This is a genomic window from Pseudomonas sp. BT76 TE3572, assembly GCF_050435365.1.
In the GTDB taxonomy this organism is placed as follows: Bacteria; Pseudomonadota; Gammaproteobacteria; order Pseudomonadales; family Pseudomonadaceae; genus Aquipseudomonas; species Aquipseudomonas fluorescens_W.
The window spans coordinates 7016149-7034440 of the sequence record NZ_JBNDKE010000001.1 but is presented as its reverse complement, the minus strand read 5'-3'; the positions used below and the strand labels follow the sequence as shown (position 1 = coordinate 7034440).

Sequence of the window (18292 nt, the reverse complement as noted above, 5' to 3'; positions counted from 1 at the left end):
GTTCACCTTGCCCTCCTCCGGGATAAGCTATCAGGTGGGCAACGACGCCGTGGGAGAGCGCTCGTTCACCACCAGCGGTGCGAAGGTGTTCGTCATGGATTAAGCCAGGGCAACAGCGATGCAATCAGTGCGATCCGAATCGAATTGCCCTCTTTGGCTGTGAATTCTCAATACTGGTATCCAGCTTTTCTTCATACGCTGGATCGGGATGGGATGAGGACGACTAAATCTGTATCACCTATGTCGACACCTGCCTGTGAAAGCAGCGTAGTAACCTGGCCACGGTGATGGGTCTGATGGTTGAAGAAATGCATCACCAGGCCGTAAAAATCCTTGTCGGACACTACACCCTTCAAGCTGGCGTAATGGAGGGTATGGTCTAGATCGGACTCTGTAATAGAGCTGGCCCATTCGACGATTATCTGATCAAGCCTCTCTCGATATACTGAGAGTTCTCGAATAGTAGAGAACAACGCTTGGTCAAGGTTTTTCGGATCAGAAAGTCGCCTGACCGGCTCCAATGCCGAGTGGTTCGCTGGATGTTTGGCGAATCGCTTTAGCCACACAGTGTCTCCGACTGCCACGTGGTTTAGCGTCCCGAGAGTCGATCTGAAGAACGCTTTTCTATCAGCTGAGAGCTCATCATCGGACAAGCACCTGGCCGCTCCATAGATCTTTTCGTTCATCCATTTGTTATAGGTCGCCATCAGGCAGATATGGCCGGTACGGCTCATGTGCTCATCCTTTGAGTGGGTATTTGACAAGCGCTCCACGCTCCATGTTCATCGCAAAACCCAGTCTATTGCACGGTGACCCGTACGCGGTAGAGATCGTTATTGCTCCGATACTCGCCGGTCGCCCCCCAAGAGGTAACCTTCGACATTTTCCATGGACAGGGCTTCGAGCAACACCTGCTCCAGGATGGCAAAAAAACATTTGATGTGAGCCTGCTTTAATGCCTGTGGCCGGGTTACCAGATAGACCTCCATATCTGGAAGGTGGAGATCCGGGAACAACCCGATCAGATCCTTCGCCAGTAGACGGGGCAGTACGGCCACCCCCATACCTCGCCTCACCGATTCGAGCTGCACGACGAACGAGTTCACGCTGATCTGCGCGCGGTCCAGACCACCGGCCTTTGCCGCACGCATTTGCGGCAACATGTCCAGGGGGGAAGCAAGGCAACATTGACCGCAGTGGCCGGGGTCACCCCCGGAAACCGCTTCAGATAACCTGCATCAGCGAAGACACCGTAGGCGAGCCGGCCTATGGGTCGATAAATCAGCGACGGCTCACCCAGATGAGCTGTACGTACCGCAATGTCTGCCACGCCGCGGACGATCTTGTGAAAGTCGGCTGTTACCATCAACTCCACCGAGCAACGCGGGTGCAGAGAAGTGAAACGACTCGCGGCCTCCAGCACGCAAGACGAGAACCCCTCGCCTGCACTGACCAGGACACTGCCAGATAGCTCTGTGTGCAGCTCGGATATGCCAGCAGCGGTTTGACGCCTCAAGCCCGCTTCCGCAGCCAGGGCAACGTCCACGAGGGATTGGCCCCGCGAGGTCAACCAGCATCCCTCAACGCCCCGCTCGACGAGTGGCTCGCCCAGTGCGACCTCAAGTTGGGTCAGGCGGCGGGACACGGTAGACGCCGCGATACCCAGCAACTGGCCAGCTTGAAGGAAGCTGCCACGCCGCGAGACTGCCAACAGCAGACGAAGATCGTCCCAATTTGCTTGCAACGCCATGCGTCCTGTCCTCCCTGGTCTGCATATGTGCAAATCCATTATGCAGTAGTCGCTGTTTTTCGGCAGAGGCCTCAAAGGTATATCTACAGGCCCTCGAAACGAATGGAATGAATTGTATGACTACTGGCCCCAACGACTATGCGGAACGCGCCTCAAGAGCCTTCAATCGCCGTGATGTGGAGGCGATGCTTGCGTTGGTTTGCGAAGACTTCATCTACCTCGATGGTATGGGGATTCAAACCGGTCGCGAATCCATGCGCAAACGAGAGACTGCGCTGTTCGAAGCGTTCCCTGATGCCCAAGTGACCTTCACCCCATTCATGGTCGCTGACGATCGTTTGACGCTGACTGCCTTACTGACCGGCACCTTCGCCGCACCCTTGGTGCTGCCAGGCCGGGTGATTCCACCCCATGGACGCCATATTACCGTGCACTACGCCGCACACTTCACCTTCAGAAACGGACTGGCCATCCGTGAAGAGGCCTTCTTCGACAGTGCGGTGTTGATGCCGTTAGCCGAACAGGGTGAGGGTTGAGCCATGCGCAGCGCATTTGTTACTGGTGCAACCGGTTTGCTGGGCAACAACCTGGTACGTGAATTGGTCGCTCGTGGCTACACGGTCAAAGGCCTGGTCCGCTCAAGAGCCAAAGGCGAACAGCAGTTCAACAATCTGCCGGGGGTGGAGTTGGTCGTGGGTGACATGGCCGATGTCGACGCATTCGCAGCATCGCTGCAAGGTTGCGATACGGTGTTTCACACCGCGGCGTTCTTTCGCGACAACTACAAGGGCGGCAGCCACTGGAAAGAACTCGAAAAGATCAATGTGTCTGGTACGCGGCGCCTGCTTAACCAGGCCTACCGCGCCGGTATACGACGGTTCGTCCATACGTCATCCATTGCTGTGCTCGACGGCGCACCTGGTATGTCCATCGATGAGACATGTCTGCGGGCCGACGCCGACGCGGATGACTATTACCGCAGCAAGATCCTCGCCGACCGTGTCATCTTGTCGTTCCTGGAAGCACATCCCGAGATGCATGCCTGCATGGTCCTGCCCGGTTGGATGTGGGGTCCTGCCGACATTGGCCCGACCTCCTCCGGACAATTGGTCAACGATGTCGTGAACGGCAAGTTGCCTGGGCTGATCCCTGGCACCTTCTCCGTTGTCGATGCCCGTGATGTGGCAGGGGCGCTGATTGCTGCCGCCAAACAGGGCCGACGAGGTGAGCGCTATCTCGCGGCGGGCCGGCATATGACGATGAGTCAGCTGGTCCCTGTTCTAGGACGTATCGCTGGCGTCAAGACGCCCGTTCGACAACTACCACTGCCCTTTCTATATACCTTGGCGACTGTGCAGGAGATCTATGCACGCCTGACCGGCAAGCCCGTTCTGTTGAGCATGGCCACGTTGCGCCTGTTGATACGAGAGGAGTACCGCACCTGCTTCAACCACCGCAAGAGTGAACAGGAACTTGGCCTGAGTTTCCGGGCGCTAGAGTTGACAATCACTGACACCGTGGCGTGGTACCGCGATCACGGCTGGTTTGAAAAGCACAGTGCGCGCGCCTCGAAGAAAAAAAGCTCATCGGTCATGGTCGACAACTGACTTTCGCAGAAAGGATTATCGTCTAGTCCCAAAGCCGATGATCTCGAGCCTCATTGTGCGGTTTTATGCGGGTACGCGAGGTGTACCTTGAGTTCCCGAAACCGCACTTCCTGGTCATTTACCACACACCAGAACAAGGACGTCAATTTGTGGATACCGTAAGGAGCAGCGCGGCCATTAGCTTTCATAGATAATCGGCACGCTGCAGCTGCATTAAGGGACGATTCATTCAAGGGAGAGAAGTCGTGTCAGCCGCATCTGGGAACAGCAAAATTTTTCGACTGGCAACCGCCCAGGCATTGGCGGGTGGTAACTCAGTCATCGTCTATGCAACCGGCGCTATCGTGGGAGACATGCTTGCACCGGATAAAGCATTGGCGACGCTGCCTATCTCCATTTTTGTCGTGGGCATGGCGAGCTGCACGCTGCCTGCCGGCGCCATTGCGCAGCGCTATGGGCGCAGTCTCGTGTTTATGCTGGGAGCGTTGTGCGGCATCCTGATGGGAGTGCTGGCTGCGATTGGCATTTATTTGTCTTCCTTCTTCATTTTCTGTGCTGCGATGCTGTTTGGTGGCGCTTATGCCGCTGTGGTGCTGACGTTTCGTTTCGCCGCCGCAGAATGTGTTCCAGAAAACAGGCAGCCCTGGGCGCTTTCAATCGTCATGGCTGCCGGGTTAGTGGCGGGTGTACTAGGTCCACAGACGGTCACCTATACGATGGACCTATGGGAGTCCCACCTGTTTATCGCTACTTACGTTGCAGCCGCATTAATGGCAGTGGTTTCGGCGGCGGTGCTGCTAGGTGTCGATTTGCCACGCCATGAGGCAGCTGTTCGTACTCCAGGCCGCCCACTTGCGGTGATTGTTCGCCAGCCTCGACTCATCAACGCCATGCTCTGTGGCGTCATAACTTACACCTTGATGAATTTCCTGATGACTTCGGCCCCACTGGCAATGAAGCATGAGGATCTTTCACTGGAATCATCGAACCTGGCAGTGCAGTGGCACGTCATTGCAATGTACGCACCCAGTTTTTTCACTGGAAATCTGATCCGCCGCTTTGGAGCAAACCGCGTTGTGTTGATGGGGTTGATGTTAACCGGCGCGTCTATTGCTGTCGGGCTTGCCGGTGTGCAGTCCTACCACTTTTATCTATGTTTGGTGCTTCTAGGGATTGGTTGGAATTTCGGTTTTGTCGGCGCCTCTGCGCTCGTCCTTCAGTGCCATAAAACAAGCGAAAGAAACAGTGTCCAGGCGCTCAATGATTTCATTGTTTTTGGCGCCGTGGTGCTCGGCTCGTTTGCATCGGGAGGTATATTGAATCGATACGGTTGGACCGTTATCTGTACGCTTGCCTTTGTACCTGTGCTGGTGGCTATAGCGACGTTGATGTTGAGCGAGCATCGCGCCTGGCGTTCAATCCAGGAACGCACAAGCTAGTTGCGCGGGACTGGCTTAGCCTTCAGGGCTCACATGGGGGTACTACAACTGACCGAGCCCAGGGCATCCCGAGCGATAACGTCAGGAAGGCGTGTTTGCCGAACGCCCCCCTCAATCATCCGAAAAACTGGTCATTTCCCCCTGCGATTGATTGGTCAGCAAGGTGCATAGGGAAATGCCTTACCTCGTATCAGTCAGGGATTCAGCAAAACGCAATGGGCCGGTGACCAAACCGACCCAATGCCATACGAGCTGGTCCATTTACCGCGAATCGACTAATCCAACGTGTTAAGGCACACCACCTTGGGTTGGGTCATTTCCTCGTAGGCAAAACGCACCCCTTCCCGGCCCAGGCTACCGTACTTGGAACCGCCAAACGGCATCGCATCGAAGCGGTAGTCGGAAGAGTCGTTGATCATCACTCCCCCGGCTTCGATCCTCCGTGCGGCGCTCATCGCGGTTGCCAGATCATTGGTGAAGATCCCGGCATGCAGGCTGTATTCGGGTTCATTGGCCAACGCGATGGCTTCATCGAAGGTTTCGAAAAGCTGCAATACCACCACCGGAGCGAAGACTTCATTGCGCCAGAGTCGACTGGCGTGATCGACGTTTTCCAACACGGTGGCGGCGTAGCACGATCCTGCACGCCGATGGCCGCAGAGCAACGTGGCGCCCTCTTGCAAGGCCTCGTTGACCACTTGCTCGGCATTCTGCGCGGCTTGCGCAGTAATCATGGGGCCGATATCGGTAACGGCCAGTAATGGATCGCCGACCACAAGCGCACGGGCCTGGCTGACGAATTGCTCCCGGAACGCTTCATAAATCGACGCCTGAATCAGCAAGCGCTGAGTGCCTACGCAGTTCTGCCCCGCTGCCCAAAAGGCTCCGGACACGCAACTCTCGACAGCGGCCTCAAGGTTGCAGTCGCCCATGACGATTACCGGCGCATTGCCGCCTAGGTCCATGGCGAGTTTCTTCAACCCGGCCGTGCGGGCGATCTGCTCTGCGGTGACGAAACCGCCGGTGAAGGAAATCATCCGCACCTCACGGGCGGCGACCAACGCCTTGCCCAGTTCCGCGCCGCCGGTGGCGACGGTAACCACTGATTCAGGCAAGCCTGCCGCGACCAGATAAGACACCAGTTTAATGGCCGACAATGGCGCGAGCTCAGAGGGTTTGAGAATCACCGCGTTACCGCCCGCAATGGCCGGACCGAGTTTGTGCGCCACCAGGTTCAACGGATCGTTGTACGGCGTGATCGCAACGATTAGCCCCAGAGGTTCACGGGAAAACCAGCCCTGACGCGATTCGGAGCCTTCATAAGCGTCGAAAGGCACCACTTCCCCGGCATTGCGCCTGGCCTCCTCGGCCGACAGCTTGAGGGTGTTGACGCAACGCTTGACCTCCTTTTCCGCCTGTTTGAGGGTCTTTCCGGCCTCGTCGACGATCAGCCTGGCAAACACATCGGCATCACGTTCGATGTTGATTGCGGCTTGCTCAAGAATACGAGCCCGACGATGACGCGCTAACGCCGCGCACGCTCGTGCACCACTGCGGCCGGTCTCCAACAACTGCGGAACTTGCGCCGCACAGACATTCGTTACGCTACCTATGAGGGAACCGTCATAGGCGTTAAAGACTTCAATGGGCGACTCCACGATATCCAGAACCAGGCGCGATAATTTCACAGTCTTACTCCTGGTTGCGTGCAATGGATTGATGGATGCTGATGATGTCCGAGAGCAGCGCAAACGCTGTTTCCGTACGCCCGGCTCCCGGCCCCGAAACCGTCACCGCACCGAGCAGTTCGGAGGTAAACGACACCGCGTTCGTTGCGCCGCCAACACTGGCCAGCGGATGGTCGTTGTTCAACAGCCGCGGTTCGACACTGGCACTGATCGAGCCGTCGGCGTGGCGCATCGCCGACCCGATCAGCTTCCAGCGAGCGCCGTCCTGCCGGGCTTTTTCGATGTCGCCAAGGCTGAGGGAGGAAATGCCACTGCACGTGACGTCGCTGATCGTCAGCTTCGCGTCCAGCAGTTCATTCGCCAGGATCACCACCTTGAGGCGTACGTCATGACCCTCGACATCCGCCGTCGGGTCGGCTTCGGCGTAACCCAGCTCCTGAGCCTTGCTGACAGCCTCGGCAAACCCCAGGCCACCTTCCATGCTGGTAAGCACGAAGTTGGAGGTGCCATTGAGAATGCCTTCAAAACCGACAATGGAGCTGCCGGCCAGTGCCTGCCTGGCCAGGCGGATAACCGGCGTGCCGCTCATGACCGAACCTTCGTATTCAAAGGCGACATGCTTGCGTCGAGCCAGTGCCTTGAGCTCGGCGCCGTGCAAGGCGATCGGGCCCTTGTTGGTGGTGACGACATGCTGGCCGCCCTCGAGCGCCCAACGGCAGAACGACGTCGCCGGTTCACCGTCAACCGGGTTGGTAAACGTGGCTTCAACAATAATGTCCGCGCCGCAATCCTTGATCACCGCTTCATTGAGGGCTGTGACGTCGCCACCCGACAGTTGCGCCAATGCACCTTTGACTGCCGGCAATTGGGCGAGCACATTGGCGTCCAGCCCTTCGCGACCAATCACCGAACCGAGAAACAAGTCAGTCACACCGACGATTTTCAGGGTGAAACCCAGTTCTGTTTTCCACTGTTCGTTACGTTCGGCAATCAGCTGAGCCAATGCCCGGTTAACACCGCCAAAGCCAACCAGCGCCAATTTGTATTCTGTCATTTTGTTATGCCCTTGATCCGGGTGATGGGTTGTCGGGCACTAGGTTAGGGTTGGGCCCAGGGCAGTGAAATAGGCCAATTTGCTCTATTTTATGGGCTTTTTGACCAGTGCCCGGGCAAAGCTTCAGGATCGGGTAGGAGCGAGCTTGCTCGCGAAAAACCGAAGAGCGCCGCGGGGTGTCAGACTTGCAGCGTTATCGTTGGCGACCATCGCGAGCGAGCTCGCTCCTACAGGTTTTGGGCCTATAGATAGGGCCTGTTTAACGCCTGTCAGTGTTACTCGATGAAAGCTACAACGCCTTGCGTCGTTGCCTACAGGTACGCCAGAATCCGCCGGCTTGTGCGCCTTGGAGGCCATCGGTAACTTGGCCCGCGTCACTGATTTCCAGTGATCGGGTTTAGCAGCCCGTGGTATTTGAAGATCGTACGAGTGTCCGTCAGGCAGGTATTCCATACCTGCATTTGATGGTGGCTGTGCGTAGGGCGCCCTTGGGCGCGCCGGCTTTCTTCTTTTCCCCGGTCTGCTAACCTGCGTACAGCCGCCACCCCTCGTTTAGCAGCGACGGCGTGGCTGCACTACAACAGGAAAAGAAAATCATGTTCAAGGTCACACCCAATCCCCCGAACAATGATCCGGCAATATCTTCCGAACGCATCCCCTCTGCCGCCGACCTACAGGCCACTCCCCGCAAACTCTGCAGCATGTTCATCGTCAATCCGCAACTCGATACCGAAACCCTGTTGGCTCACGCCTGCGAGTCACTGGCTTCGGCCAATGTCATGACGATGGATCTGGCGGACCGGACGCAGGGATCGAGTCGCAATACACTGCTGGGTATTGCTCAGGTCATCATGCTCGGCGAGCTGGCGGTGAATCGGGCGCTGGATCGAATCGATCCGCCTGAGTAGAAGATCAAAAGATCGCAGCCTGCGGCAGCTCCTACATGGGTCCGCTGCGACCGTCATTTTGCGCGTGTACGCAAACCCCGTAGGAGCTGCCGCAGGCTGCGATCTTTTGACTTTCAATGCCTGCGCAACCACTCGATAAACAGCGCAAATGCTCGCGATGCACGCAAAAAAAAGCCAACACAGGTTGGCTTTCAGCGGTACGAAAAATGGGCTATACGACAGACGACAGCACGAAGGAGGTCACGGTGTTTTCCACCCCGGGCAACGCGGCAATTTCAGTCCAGACCTTATGCACCCGCTGCGGGCTCGCAGCGCCCACTCGCAGCATCAGGTCGAACTCGCCGCTCATGACATCGCACTGGATGACTTCCGGAATGGCCCGTAGCGCTTGCAGCACTTCCGCCCCCCGCATCCGGTCATAGCGGTAAACGAAAATCACCGCGTTGATGTTCGAAGTGGCTTGTCGCCCCTCCCCCGTGCGTACCGTATATCCCTGTATTACACCGTCGCGTTCAAGTCTTTCTATACGCTGGCGCACCGCATTGCGTGACAGATTGACCTTGGCCGCCAGTTCGGCGTGTGCAGCCCTGCCATTGAGCTGTAGTTGCGCGATGATCAGTTCATCTAGAGGGTCCAGAATTCGCTTCACTTAGCCTCCTGTTGTCGCGCCTTCACAGCGCGCCGAGCAGCTCATGGATGGTATCGAGGTCGTCCGGTTGAATCCGGTAAACCTGCGCCTGTCCTTGCGTCGCGACCTCAGGGTGCAGCCCCGCCACACTGATGCCCAACTCGCCAAGCAGCGCCGCCGACTTGACCGGTGAGATTTCCCCCAGGGTCACCATTGGCGCCACCAGGCTTCGCCGATACAACCGGGCGGCCAGCACGCCGGTGGCTGTATGCGGGTCGATGACGTAACCCGTGTCGCGATACAGCGAGGTGATTTCCGTCAGCGTCTGCTCATCACTGACGGCGTAGGAGTCGATGATCATCCGCGCCTGCAACCAGAACTCGTTGGCGATGACCATCTCACCGCTGGACTCGAATCCCTCCATCAGGGCACACACCGCCTGGCCGTCACGCCCGTAGAGTTCCCAAAGGAACCGTTCCAGATTGGAAAAGATCGACAGGTCCATGGCAGGCGAAAGCGTCTTGTTGGCTCGTGACCTGCTGTAGTGGTTCTTCTGAAACAACTGGTGCAACGCGTCATTCTGGTTGGTCGCAACAATCATCTGGGTGATCGGCAGGCCCATTTTTTGCGCGATGTAGCCTGCATATACCTCGGCAAAGCTCGCCGCCGGTACGCTGAAACCAATCGGTCGCTGGCCGCCTCCCAGTTGCAACACGGCGTGGAAGTAAAACACCAGTTGCGCCAACACACTGACCCAGTTACTGGAGTTGAAACTGATCACCTCGTACTGCGCATACGGCCATTGTCGGAACAACTGGGTGACGATGGTCTGGCACTCGTCGAAGCTGCCGTTGACTGCAAACTGATGAACCCTTGGGTGCGCCGCTGCGTGCAGATGCTTGAGTTGCTCCAGGGGGACACCCTTCGCTGGGTAAAACACCACCACGCAGGTGTCCTCGCAGTGCTTGAACGCCTCGATGGCCGCCAGCCCGGTATCGCCGTTGGTGGCGCCGATCACCACCCCTCGACGCCTGCGCTTGCGCAGAAAATACGGCACCAGCCGTGCCTGCAACTGCGCGGCAAAATCCTTCGAGGAGCGAGTCGGCCCATGGAACAATTCCAGCACCCACTCGTTACGATCGACCTGATGCAATGGCGCCAGGGAGCGATGGCTGAATTGACTGCCCGCCTCTTTGAGCAGGCGCTTGAGGTCTGTCTCGGGGATCGCCTCCCCCACAAACGGACTGATCACCCTGTAGGCCAGTTCGTCATAGGGTAAGGTCGACCAGTTGGCGATGTCCTGCGATTCAAACAGCGGCAGTTCAAGCGGTACGAACAGCCCACCGTCCTCGGCAATGCCAGACAATACGACCTGTTCGAAGTCGACCTGCACGGCCGAATTTCGGGTACTCACATAACGCATGGTTGGCTCCGGCCATTCATTTGAAACGATGTGCCTGCTCGACCAGCCAGGTGGAAAACATCACCGCGTCGGGGTGTTGCTCGGCCCCGGAACCGCGCACAAGATAAAAAGACTCGCTGGCTTCGATACGCTGAGTAAAGGGTTCGACCAGCCGTCCATCCTGAAGCATCTCCTCCACCATCGAGGACCGCGCCAGGGCGATCCCCTGCCCTAACTCGGCCATGCGCAAAGTGGAAATCAATGTGTCGAACTGCATGCCGGTCGAGAAGTCGACGGTGTCAGCACCGACCATGTTCAACCAGTACCCCCAACCCTCTTCGTAGCCCAGAACATGCAACAGCGGATGGTGCGACACGTCCGCGGAGACCGTCAGCGGCGACCTTGCCATCAAGTCCGGCGAGCAGACCGGGAACAGCGTGTCCCAGGTCAGGCGCTGCGACACCAGGCCGGGCCATTGACCGTGGCCCCAGCGAATCTCCATGTCATCCTCACCATCCAGCTCCTTGACCCAGATATTGCTGATGTAGCGGATATCGACATGGGGATGCGCCTGGCTAAACCCCGCCAGCTTGGGCGCCAGCCAATGCACGAAGAACGCCAGGCTGCCACGCACCTTGATCGGTCGACGTTTGTGCTGGCCAAAAATTTCGTTTGTCCCTACTGCCAGTCGCGTGATCGCATCCTGCACCACTGGCAGATAAGCCTGGCCTTCCTCGGTCAGTCCCAAGCCACGGGGCAAGCGCTTGAACAGTGCCACCCCAAGATGGCTCTCCAGTTGGCGGATCTGCTGACTGACTGCCCCCTGGGTCAAAAACAGCTCTTCGGCAGCATGGGTGAAGTTCAAACAGCGGGCAGACACCTCGAATGCCCGCAGCCAGTTCAATGGGGGTAGCGTCTTTTGCTTCATGGCTTGAACCTCTAGGACGCCCCCTCCACCGAGCACGCTTGCCCATCCCGTCGACGCGGACTAGAACGCATCGGACGGTTGTGCCAAGGGGGCAACCGACAAGCGTCGCTCGCGGCTTTTGCGGGTAATGTAATACACGAAGTAGCACCAGGCGATGAAGGGCAAACCGAAGTACAACGCCACACGCTGCTCCGGATCGAAGGCAATCCCGAAACACGCCAGACTGCAGCAGACCAGCGCTCCCAACGGCACCCATGGATAGCCCCGGACACGGAATTTCAAGTCGCGGATGTCTCCGCCGTTGGCCACATAGTGACGGCGGAAAGCAATCTGGCTCGCAGCGATGCTCATCCATACCACCACCACCGCCAATCCGGAGATCGACACCAGCGCCAGATAGATGGTGTCGGCGGCAAACACACTGCTGAGCAACGAGGCAGCCCCACCCGCCATGCTGACGATAATGGCGTTGAGCGGCGTACCCATGCGAGTCAGGGCCGAGAACCGCTTGGGCAGATGACCCTGGTCACTCAGCGTCCAGAGCATCCGTGACGCGGCATACAAACCGGAGTTGGCGGCCGACAGCAAGGCACTGATGATCACGAAGTTCATGATGTCAGCCGAATATGGAATCCCGATGTAAGTGAACACCGTGACGAATGGACTCTCTACCAGGCCGGCCTGTTCTCGGGGCAATAGTGTTGCCAGGACGAAAATGGTCCCCACGAAAAAGATCGCCAGGCGCAGCACCGTCGTGCGAATGGCACGCGGCACGTTGCGCTGCGGATCCTTGGTTTCCCCAGCGGCAATACCGATCAACTCAGTGCCGGAGAACGCAAAAGACACCGCCAACAACGTCATTGCTATCGGCATGACTCCGGTAGGAAAAAGTCCTTCGCGAGTGAAGTTGCTCAACCCGATACTGTGGCCCTGATCGATGTGCAGCAGACCGAGAATCGCGCCACCGCCGATCATCAGAAACACGATGACGGTCACCACTTTAACCAGAGACAACCAGAACTCGGTCTCAGCGAACAAACGCACCGAAATCACATTGGTCAGAAACACCAGACCTGCAAACAACGCACTCCAGATCCATACCGGTGTATCCGGGAACCAACGCGCCATCAAGATACCGGCGGCGGTGAATTCAGAACCGATGGCCACCGTCCAGGTCAGCCAATACAACCAAGCCACGGTATACCCGGTACCAGGCCCCAGAAAGCGGGTGGCATAAGTACTGAACGAACCGGTTTCCGGCATCTGTACCGCCAGTTCGCCCAGGCACATCATCACCATGTAAACCATGAGTGCGCCGATGATGTAAGCGATCACCGCGCCCAAGGGACCGGCCTGGTTAACCGTGTACCCGGACGTGAGAAACAGTCCGGTACCGATAACGCCGCCTAATGCCAACATGACAATATGCCGTGTTTGCATTTCCTGTTTAAAACCGGAACGCGAGTGAAGTTGTTCTTCTTTTATGGACATGGTTGTTCTCATGAAAGTTATTAGGGCACGAATTAACGTCTGCGATGACTGACTGGGCAGAGAAAAAGATCGCCACTAAGTTTTATTATTATTCCACTTCATGAACGCCCCACTCACATCCTTGCAGTGAGGTTTAACGCTAACACTTCAGCTTGCGACTTCGGCGCAACTTTCATTGATTGAAAGCTGCGTGTTTGATTGTGTGGGCTCGTTGCCCGCCCTCCTGACAAATGCGAATGCCTGTTTCAGGTCGTCGAGCAGATCGTCGGTGTCTTCAATGCCGACAGAGACCCGCACCAGCCCTTCGGAAATACCCAGGGCCAGGCGTTCCTCCAGCGTGTTCTCGACATGGCTGGTGGTGCGGGCCGGACCGTAGATGGTTTCCACCGCACCGAGATTGCCCGCGCAGTGGGCGAATCGCAGTCGTGGCAACAGCACCTTGACCGTGTCCATACCGCCCACCACGACAAAACTGACGATTGCACCGAAGCCGGACATTTGCGCGCACGCCACCGCATGATTCGGATGGCCGGGCAAACCGGGATAATTGACCGACTCCACCAAGGGCTCGACGCAGAGGTACTCGGCCAGTGCGCGGGCACTGCGTTGCTGCTGACGCATGCGCAGCACCAACGTTTTCATGCCGCGAATGATCATGTAGGCGGAGAACGGGTCGAGCGTCGCTCCGTTGATTTCCCGGTAATGACGCACCTTGGCCATCAGTGATTCGTTACCGCACACCAGGCCGCCAAGCACGTCGCCGTGGCCGCTGAGAAACTTGGTGGCACTGTGAATGACCACGTCCACACCCAGCGCCAGCGGGTTCTGATTCAATGGCGTGGCGAAGGTGTTATCCGCCACCACAATGGCACCGACACGCTTGGCTGCAGCCACCAGGCGCTCGATATCGAGTATTTTCAGCGTCGGGTTGGTTGGCGTTTCCAGATACACCAATTGGCAACCCTTGGCGATTTCGCGTTCGATTTCTTCGTGATCGAACGTCTCGCACAACGTCACGTTCACACCGGTGCGCGGCAGGAACTCTTCGAAAATCTTGTTTGTGCCGCCATAGCTGTCCCTGGTCGAGACCACCCGATCGCCGTGGGCCAGGAAGGTGTAGAGCACGCTGCTGATCGCCGCCATCCCGCTGCTGAAGGCCACGGCTGATTCGGCCAGTTCCAACTCGCAAATCTTTGCCTCGAGGGTCTCGACTGTCGGATTGCTCATGCGGCTGTAAATAAAGCCGGGCGTCTTGCCCAACGCTACGTCGTACCAGACGTCGATGTCGTCGTAACCATATGCAGCACTGACTACGATGGGGGTTTGAGTGGCGTTGTAGGGATGCCTGACTTGCTCCCCACCCCACACTGCACGGGTTCCCGCACCCGCATTAACAAACCCTTCGCTACCTGTTTTTTTATTCATAAAGACTACTCGCACTTAGGGTGGCGAATGTTGAGCCACTCACCGGATCTGGCGGCCAATATAGTGAAAAGCAGCGCCGCCGAGAAACGATGTTATCGGTGCCAAAGGGCCGCTTTTTTTAATGGCTGTGATTGCGTGGAGCCAGGTCAATTGCAGCCTTTCGCCACAAGGCGGAGTACGGCGGCTGGCCAGGCACGGAGGCGGTGCGATCAGGTATCTGAATTGTCGGACAAGCCGGGTAAGGTGGCGCAACTTTTCACTGCGGTGGCCACATCGCGATGACGGCGTTGATAAGAACCGTACCACTGAGATTTGCGCCCTTTACCCTTGCCTTGGTTAGGAAATCCACACGGGCGGATCATGGGGCCAGCCGATAGGTGGACTGCACCAACCCCGAAGGAAAGCAGCGGCTGGATAACAGTTTCAAGTCAACATCCTGCTGAAGGCCCCCAAACAATGGCCTACCCGATCCGATCAGCACGGGAACGGTGGTGATCACCATATCGGCGACCAGTCCATCGCGCAGGAATGATTGCACCAACTGCCCGCCATCGACATAGACCCGACGCATGCCTTGCCTCGCCAGTTCCTCTATCAAGTCCCTAGGTGCGTGGTTGGAAAAACGCAGCTTGCCCTTCAGCGCCTCGGGCACCGGCGAGTCGGCCAGCTGCTCAGACAGCACCACCACGGGCCGGTCGTAGAACCATGTGTCGAAAGTCAGCACCTTCTCATAGGTTCCCCGCCCAATCACGATTACATCCTTGTCGGCGATGAAATCTGAGTAGCCATGATCCTCGGTCTGATCATCGCGCTGCAAAAGCCATTCGATGTCGCCATCGAGTCGGGCGATAAAGCCATCCAGACTGGTGGCGATGAAAACATGTGCAGTGGTCATCAGGTGCCCCTTATTTATACGGTGTGTGTGTCAATACATGATCATAAGCCGAATAAGGCTCGCCTTCGTTTGCTACCGCTCATAGGTACGGCCCTCAAAGAGGAGCAACACCCTTATGGGTTTGGGGTTTCATCAAACCCAGGGCAATTCACAATCTCCCAAGATAGTGGCAAGGCCAAGACAAAACCGCTTCCATGAACTCCGAGACAGCCTAGAGCGCCGTTGCGGTCGTTGAACTCCAATCTCGACTCTGAATGTCCGATGCGATGCGCCCGAATCTTTCTGGTGACAGCCGACAATGGGCCAATTGCAGCTTTTGCTAGATGGCTGGATTAAAGAAATCGGTGCAGGTCAGGTAGTCGGGCCGGCGAAGGCGGACCACTGTCAATGATCGCGGCAGGGATTGGTAGGAGGTTGTCATGGCACTTAACAAACCCAATCAAGAGTTACGCCGCGACTTGAAAGCCGCTGCATATTCCCTCGAAGAAGCTGCCTTGGAAATGTTCAGGCTGGCAAAACAGCGTGGGGATACAGAGCTTCTGGAGGCAATGGAGACGATCGAAAAGCTGCATGACGGCGAACGAGGATCTATTTGATTGGAATGGCCGCTGGCGTATCTCTAACAGTGCGGTGTCTTGCAGAGCGCTTCCAACTCGCAAGCCAACGTAGGGAGAGGGGCCTGAGGGAATACCCAGAGGCAAGCCTCAGAAGCCCACGCCTTTTAAGCAGGAGCAATGCGCCGACTGGCTCCGTAAACTGGAAATCAGCAAGCCTTTGAAACGCATCACGTCGACAAGGCAACCCGTCCTATCCCGGCAAACTCAACTTCCACTTGCACCCCGGCCGACGCCCAGTAGATACCGGTCCAGCTACCACTAGCCACCAGGTCACCGGCTCGCAAGGGGCTGCCCAGTGCTGCAGCGTGACGCGCCAGCCATGGCAGCGAACTCAGCGGCTCACCGAATGGATGGCTGCCAACGCCGACGAATTCAGGTTCCCCGGCCACCCGCAACGCCACCTGTTGTCTTGACCAATCCGGCATGTCCCCCAGCGTTTGCGGTGCACCGAGTATCAGCGCGCGGTTGAGTTGCTGGTCAGCCAGTCGAAGCAGTGGCGCGGCCTGATCGCCCTGCAGCCAGCGCGTGCCACACAGTTCGATGCCCGGCATCCACACATCGACCGCCGCACAGGCCATGGCCAGATCAGTGTGCTGGTCGAGGTCGCGCGACAGGCGCACGATCAGTTCGCCCTCGATCCCGAAACCGAAGGCATCGCCCGGCGGAACCTGCCAACCCGACGGGTGTACCGCCATTGCCGGTACCCCGGCGGCGCTGATCAGCCCTCCCGGAGCGCCGCCCAGTTTCCAGACCGCTGGCGGCCCGGAGGCGAACCAGCCGAGGGCATCCGCTACCTGGCGCTGCACGGCATAGGCTTCGGCTTCGTTAGCCAGTTCCAGGGTTGGCAACGGTTGTTGGCGCCCCTCACGCCAACCACGAATCAGGATGGCGGCCACCTGCGCGACCGCACTCACAATGCCAACTCAGTCTTACGTCGGCGCAGTTGCGCGGGCGCCGGGCGCTCGCACGGCAGAAACCGGCCGCGACCCGCCTCACCGCGCGGCTCGCCGTCCCAGACCACCTCACCGCGAGACAAGGTCATGGCCGGCCAGGCGCTCAGCGTCATGCCGGCGTAAGGCGTGTAATCGACGTTGTGGTGCAGCATTTCGTTGCACAGGTGCACCGACTCACCTTCGTTCCAGATCACCAGGTCGGCATCAGCACCAATAGCGATGCTGCCCTTGCGCGGATACAACCCATACATCTTGGCGGCATTAGTGGAGGTCAGCGCAACAAAGGTTTGCGGGGTGATGCGCCCACTGCGCACGCCTTCGGACCAGAGCAGTGCCATGCGGGTTTCGACACCGGGAATGCCGTTGGCGATCTGGTCGAACGACACCTCTTCACCGTGGGCCTTCTTGCCATCCGGGCCATCGAAGCGAAAGGGTGCGTGGTCTGACGAGAAAATCTCGAACGAGCCGTTCTCCAGGCCATCCCAGATCACCTGCTGGTTTGCGGCATCGCGCGGCGGCGGGCTGCAGATGCACTTGGCACCTTCGAAGCTGTCGTCACACCCCAGCGAGTCGGCGGTCAGGAACAGGTACTGCGGGCAGGTTTCGGCGTACACCTTCAACCCCTGGCTCTGGGCCCAGCGAATCTGCTCCACGGCCTCGCGACCCGACACGTGCACGATCAGGATCGGCACGTCCACCAGCTCGGCAAGGGCGATGGCACGATGGGTCGCTTCGCGCTCCACCAGCATCGGCCGCGACGCGGCGTGGTAGCGCGGCGCAGTCAGCCCGGCCGCCAGTAGTCGCTCGGTAAGCCAGGCGATGCAATCGCTGTTCTCGGCGTGGAGCATCACCATGGCGCCCTCACGGCGCGCGACCGACAACGTCTCGAGAATCTCCCGGTCGCCCAGCTTCAGCGCATCGTAGGTCATGTAGATCTTGAACGATGTATAGCCTTCAGCAATCAAGGCCGGCAGTTCTTCACACAGCACCTGCGGGGTGGGGTCGGTGACGATCAGGTGAAAGGCATAATCGATCACCGGCTTGTTACCCGCCCGACGATGGTAGTCATCGACGGCGGAGCGCAGGCTTTCGCCCTTCTGCTGGCAGGCGAACGGGATGACGGTGGTGGTGCCGCCGCAGGCCGCCGAGACCGTGCCGCTGAAGAAGTCATCGGCCATCACCGAGCCATCGCCAGTCGGCTGGTCGAGGTGCACGTGGCTGTCGATGCCACCGGGGGTGACATGCCGGCCTGCCGCGTCGATTTCCTGGTGACCTTGCGGCAGGTCCAGGCCAAGGGAGACGATGCGCCCATCACGAATACCGATATCGCTGGTGAATGTGTCCGCGGCGGTTACCACGCGGGCGTTGCGAATCACCGTATCAAAAGGTTGCATATCAATCAGGCCTCTTCCAGAAGTAACCGGCCCCAGCCGATCAGGCGGCGCGTGTCTACGCCCTTGGTTTTCAACATGTCCCAGACCACTGTGGTAACGGTGTCGAATACCGG

The 18292-nt window shown here is 58.1% G+C and carries 16 protein-coding genes and 2 pseudogenes; 5 read left to right on the top strand and 13 right to left on the bottom strand.

Features of this window, described 5'->3' with window-relative positions; all coding sequences use genetic code 11:
- Nucleotides 1-191 precede the first annotated feature (191 nt).
- Nucleotides 192-734, bottom strand: coding sequence for a DinB family protein (locus tag ABH912_RS32200; RefSeq protein ID WP_429512933.1), 543 nt, complete (start codon nt 732-734; stop codon nt 192-194).
- Nucleotides 735-833: 99 nt separating this feature from the next.
- Nucleotides 834-1750 (bottom strand): annotated as a pseudogene (locus tag ABH912_RS32195) (LysR family transcriptional regulator).
- A gap of 116 nt (nt 1751-1866) precedes the next feature.
- Here ABH912_RS32195 and ABH912_RS32190 point away from each other — a divergent pair.
- The 3 genes from ABH912_RS32190 (at nt 1867) to ABH912_RS32180 (ending at nt 4796) form a co-directional block, all read left to right on the top strand.
- Complete coding sequence (locus tag ABH912_RS32190; RefSeq protein ID WP_429512932.1) at nt 1867-2286, top strand: nuclear transport factor 2 family protein; 420 nt, start codon at nt 1867-1869, stop codon at nt 2284-2286.
- A 3-nt stretch (nt 2287-2289) separates the two neighbouring features.
- The gene (locus ABH912_RS32185; RefSeq protein ID WP_429512930.1) at nt 2290-3357 is read left to right on the top strand and encodes an SDR family oxidoreductase; all 1068 of its coding nucleotides are present in this window, start codon (nt 2290-2292) and stop codon (nt 3355-3357) included.
- 245 nt (nt 3358-3602) lie between these two features.
- The gene (locus ABH912_RS32180; protein ID WP_429512929.1) at nt 3603-4796 is read left to right on the top strand and encodes an MFS transporter; all 1194 of its coding nucleotides are present in this window, start codon (nt 3603-3605) and stop codon (nt 4794-4796) included.
- Nucleotides 4797-5071: 275 nt separating this feature from the next.
- Here the strand turns inward: ABH912_RS32180 and ABH912_RS32175 are convergent, their stop codons facing one another.
- From ABH912_RS32175 to ABH912_RS32165, 3 genes and pseudogenes are all read right to left on the bottom strand, one after another.
- Nucleotides 5072-6484 carry an aldehyde dehydrogenase family protein gene (locus tag ABH912_RS32175; protein ID WP_429512928.1) on the bottom strand — a complete coding sequence of 471 codons (1413 nt, stop codon included), beginning with the start codon at nt 6482-6484 and terminating at the stop codon, nt 5072-5074.
- Between the two features lie 4 nt (nt 6485-6488).
- Entirely contained in the window at nt 6489-7538 is a 1050-nt protein-coding gene (locus tag ABH912_RS32170; RefSeq protein WP_429512926.1) for a homoserine dehydrogenase, read from the bottom strand.
- Nucleotides 7539-7670: 132 nt separating this feature from the next.
- Nucleotides 7671-7748: pseudogene (locus ABH912_RS32165) on the bottom strand (YqgE/AlgH family protein); the annotation flags it as partial.
- A gap of 386 nt (nt 7749-8134) precedes the next feature.
- Between ABH912_RS32165 and ABH912_RS32160 the strand changes: the two are divergent.
- The gene (locus tag ABH912_RS32160) at nt 8135-8446 is read left to right on the top strand and encodes a DUF6124 family protein (protein ID WP_429512924.1); all 312 of its coding nucleotides are present in this window, start codon (nt 8135-8137) and stop codon (nt 8444-8446) included.
- Between the two features lie 211 nt (nt 8447-8657).
- Here the strand turns inward: ABH912_RS32160 and ABH912_RS32155 are convergent, their stop codons facing one another.
- The 6 genes from ABH912_RS32155 to ABH912_RS32130 all read right to left on the bottom strand — a co-directional run bounded on the left by ABH912_RS32155 (nt 8658) and on the right by ABH912_RS32130 (nt 15215).
- Nucleotides 8658-9095 carry an Lrp/AsnC family transcriptional regulator gene (locus ABH912_RS32155; RefSeq protein WP_429512923.1) on the bottom strand — a complete coding sequence of 146 codons (438 nt, stop codon included), beginning with the start codon at nt 9093-9095 and terminating at the stop codon, nt 8658-8660.
- Nucleotides 9096-9117: 22 nt separating this feature from the next.
- On the bottom strand, nt 9118-10497 hold the full coding sequence (thrC, locus tag ABH912_RS32150; protein ID WP_429512921.1) for a threonine synthase: 1380 nt from the start codon (nt 10495-10497) through the stop codon (nt 9118-9120).
- A gap of 16 nt (nt 10498-10513) precedes the next feature.
- Nucleotides 10514-11404, bottom strand: a complete 891-nt coding sequence (locus ABH912_RS32145) for a LysR substrate-binding domain-containing protein (protein WP_429512919.1) — start codon at nt 11402-11404, stop codon at nt 10514-10516.
- Nucleotides 11405-11464: 60 nt separating this feature from the next.
- A complete protein-coding gene (locus ABH912_RS32140; protein WP_429512918.1) occupies nt 11465-12895 on the bottom strand; it encodes an amino acid permease in 1431 nt (476 codons plus the stop codon).
- A gap of 147 nt (nt 12896-13042) precedes the next feature.
- Nucleotides 13043-14320 carry a cystathionine gamma-synthase family protein gene (locus tag ABH912_RS32135; RefSeq protein ID WP_429512916.1) on the bottom strand — a complete coding sequence of 426 codons (1278 nt, stop codon included), beginning with the start codon at nt 14318-14320 and terminating at the stop codon, nt 13043-13045.
- 358 nt (nt 14321-14678) lie between these two features.
- On the bottom strand, nt 14679-15215 hold the full coding sequence (locus ABH912_RS32130) for a dihydrofolate reductase family protein (RefSeq protein ID WP_429512915.1): 537 nt from the start codon (nt 15213-15215) through the stop codon (nt 14679-14681).
- A 419-nt stretch (nt 15216-15634) separates the two neighbouring features.
- Between ABH912_RS32130 and ABH912_RS32125 the strand changes: the two genes are divergently transcribed.
- A complete protein-coding gene (locus tag ABH912_RS32125) occupies nt 15635-15811 on the top strand; it encodes a hypothetical protein (RefSeq protein ID WP_429512913.1) in 177 nt (58 codons plus the stop codon).
- Nucleotides 15812-15999: 188 nt separating this feature from the next.
- On the opposite strand, the gene ABH912_RS32120 is transcribed toward ABH912_RS32125, so the two are convergent.
- Both ABH912_RS32120 and hydA read right to left on the bottom strand, forming a co-directional pair.
- Nucleotides 16000-16746 carry a 2-keto-4-pentenoate hydratase gene (locus tag ABH912_RS32120; RefSeq protein ID WP_429512911.1) on the bottom strand — a complete coding sequence of 249 codons (747 nt, stop codon included), beginning with the start codon at nt 16744-16746 and terminating at the stop codon, nt 16000-16002.
- Entirely contained in the window at nt 16743-18179 is a 1437-nt protein-coding gene (gene hydA, locus ABH912_RS32115; protein WP_109786217.1) for a dihydropyrimidinase, read from the bottom strand. The genes ABH912_RS32120 and hydA overlap by 4 nt, the downstream gene beginning before the upstream one ends.
- Nucleotides 18180-18292: the final 113 nt, after the last annotated feature.